Source organism: New Jersey aster yellows phytoplasma (assembly GCF_002554195.1).
GTDB lineage: Bacteria > Bacillota_I > Bacilli_A > Acholeplasmatales > Acholeplasmataceae > Phytoplasma.
The window spans coordinates 1-2,305 of the sequence record NZ_MAPF01000011.1 but is presented as its reverse complement, the minus strand read 5'-3'; the positions used below and the strand labels follow the sequence as shown (position 1 = coordinate 2,305).

The window sequence follows — 2,305 nt, the reverse complement described above, 5'->3', positions numbered from 1 at the left end:
ATTAATTTACAACCATAATAAAGTATAATATTAAAGATGCAGTAAAAATTATTAAATGTTATAAATCAAAAAACTATTATAAATTAGTGTAACTTTTTACTTTTTAACGATTATTTAACTTTATTTCACAAAATACAAAATTATTATTAAAACCATAATTGTTATAAAAGCAAAATACCAAAATACTTTTTATTAGGGTCTTAACTAAAAATATTAAGTCTTACAACTTTTTTACTTAAAGTAAAAATGACATCAAATACACAGTTGATAGTTTTTGAAATGATTCCTTTTTTCAAGATTATTGATTATTCAACAACTACAAATAATAACTTCAAACAATAAAGGGTTTAATGTTTTAATTCAATTAGTAAACATTTTATATTTATATCTGTATAATTTAATTTTAAATTAAAAAAGAAAGATGAGGAATTTATGAATACTTTATTCGAACAATTACCTATTTTAGAGCAAACTAAAAAAGCTTTAAAAGAACTCAATTTTATCGATACTACTCCAATTCAGGCATTAGTAATTCCAGAAATTATAAAAGGACATGACGTAATTGGACAAGCTCAAACAGGAACAGGAAAAACTTTTGCTTTTGGTATTCCCATTATTGAAAAAATTAACCCAAAAATCCAAAAAACCCAAAGTTTAATTTTATGCCCTACTAGAGAATTAACTCTTCAAGTATACGAAGAATTAAAAAAATTACTAAGATTTTATCAAGAAATAAGAATCGCTGTTGTTTATGGTGGTGAATCTTACACCAAACAATTTAGATCTTTAGAAGCTAAACCTCATTTAATTATTGCTACTCCTGGACGTGCAATTGACCATCTAGAAAGAGGCAAAATCGATCTCTCAGCATTAAAAATTCTAACTCTTGACGAAGCAGACGAAATGTTAAAAATGGGATTTCAAGAAGCCTTAGAAACAATCTTAAAAAAGATTCCAGAAGAAAGACAAACTGTCTTATTCTCAGCAACTCTACCTCCATTTATTAAAAAAATAGCAAGCAAATACCAAAAAGACACTAAAATCCTACAAGTTCCCGTTAAAAACATTGCAGTTAATGCAATCGAACAAAATTACTTTTTAGTAAAAGAAGTTGACAAAGCTAAATTATTAGTACGTTTGTTAGACTTAAAAAAGGATTATTCAACTATCTTATTTGCAAACACTAAAAAAGATGTTGACGAAATTACAGCCTACCTTCAAGACAAAGGCTTTTTAGCTGATGCAGTTCACGGAGATTTAAAACAAAACCAAAGGCAATATGTAATGAATAATTTTCGTAAAGGCAAAATCAAAATCTTAATTGCAACTGATGTAGCTGCAAGAGGTCTTGACATTTCTGACATCAAAATGGTAATTAACTATGACTTACCACATGAAGACGAAGTTTATGTTCACCGCATAGGAAGAACTGGAAGAGCTGGTAAAAAAGGTTTAGCTTACAGTTTAATTAGTCCCAGAAAAGTAAGCCAACTTAAAAAATTGGAATACTACTTAAAAGAAAAAATCACTTTACTAGATATTCCTTCTGTTCAAAGCATCAAATTACAAAATGCCAAGGATTTAGAAAAAAAATATTAAATATTATTGAAAAAAACAAGGAAGAAACTACTCCAAATCCATTAGCACAAAAGTTATTAGAAAATTTTTCTTCTGAACAAATTATCCAAGGATTATTGAAAAACTTTTTACCAAAAGAAAGAAATTATACCGAAATCATTCCTCCAAGAATTAATACTAACAATTCTTTTACCAGATCACGTTTTGGTTTTGAATCTAGATTTGGTTCTTATGGTTCTAACGACTCTTACAAAAGAAAAAATAGTAACTTTATAGAAGTTGTTATTAATTTAGGTAAAAAAGACAATATCAATCCTCCAGTATTATTAAAATTATTAAAAGATCATTTCAAAATTTATGGCAAAAATATTGGCAATATAAAACACTTAACTCACGAAACTATTTTTGAAGTAGAAAGTCGTTTTTGGAATCAAATGAAAAGCAAATCTAATATTCGTTTCCAAAACAAAAATTTAATTCTTAACAAAAAAGATTAAAAAAATAACAACTTAATAATATAAAATAAGCTAGCTTATTTAAGCTAGCTTATTTCTTATATTATATCTTTTTTTAATTTAAGGAACTAAATGATTATAGATTTTAAGATTATTAGTTAAATATTTTTTAATAATTTCTGTTCCTTTACCAATTTTTTCCTTAAATTTTGTAACAATCAATGGATTTTAGCTAAATTAAATTATTCATCGCCAAATCAATATTTCCAAAG

Annotated in this window: 2 protein-coding genes; both read left to right on the top strand. The window is 25.8% G+C overall.

The features are described 5' to 3' along the window. Positions 1-432 precede the first annotated feature (432 nt). Positions 433-1,599, top strand: a complete 1,167-nt coding sequence (locus tag BBA70_RS00295) for a DEAD/DEAH box helicase (RefSeq protein WP_425312268.1) — start codon at positions 433-435, stop codon at positions 1,597-1,599. Between the two features lie 95 nt (positions 1,600-1,694). Then, the gene (locus tag BBA70_RS03880; RefSeq protein ID WP_425312267.1) at positions 1,695-2,075 is read left to right on the top strand and encodes a DbpA RNA binding domain-containing protein; all 381 of its coding nucleotides are present in this window, start codon (positions 1,695-1,697) and stop codon (positions 2,073-2,075) included. The last annotated feature ends 230 nt before the right edge of the window (positions 2,076-2,305 follow it).

Excerpts from the sequence above, each read along its gene's own strand:
- BBA70_RS00295 (WP_425312268.1), top strand. The coding sequence starts at position 433 with ATGAATACTTTATTCGAACAATTACCTATTTTAGAGCAAACTAAAAAA.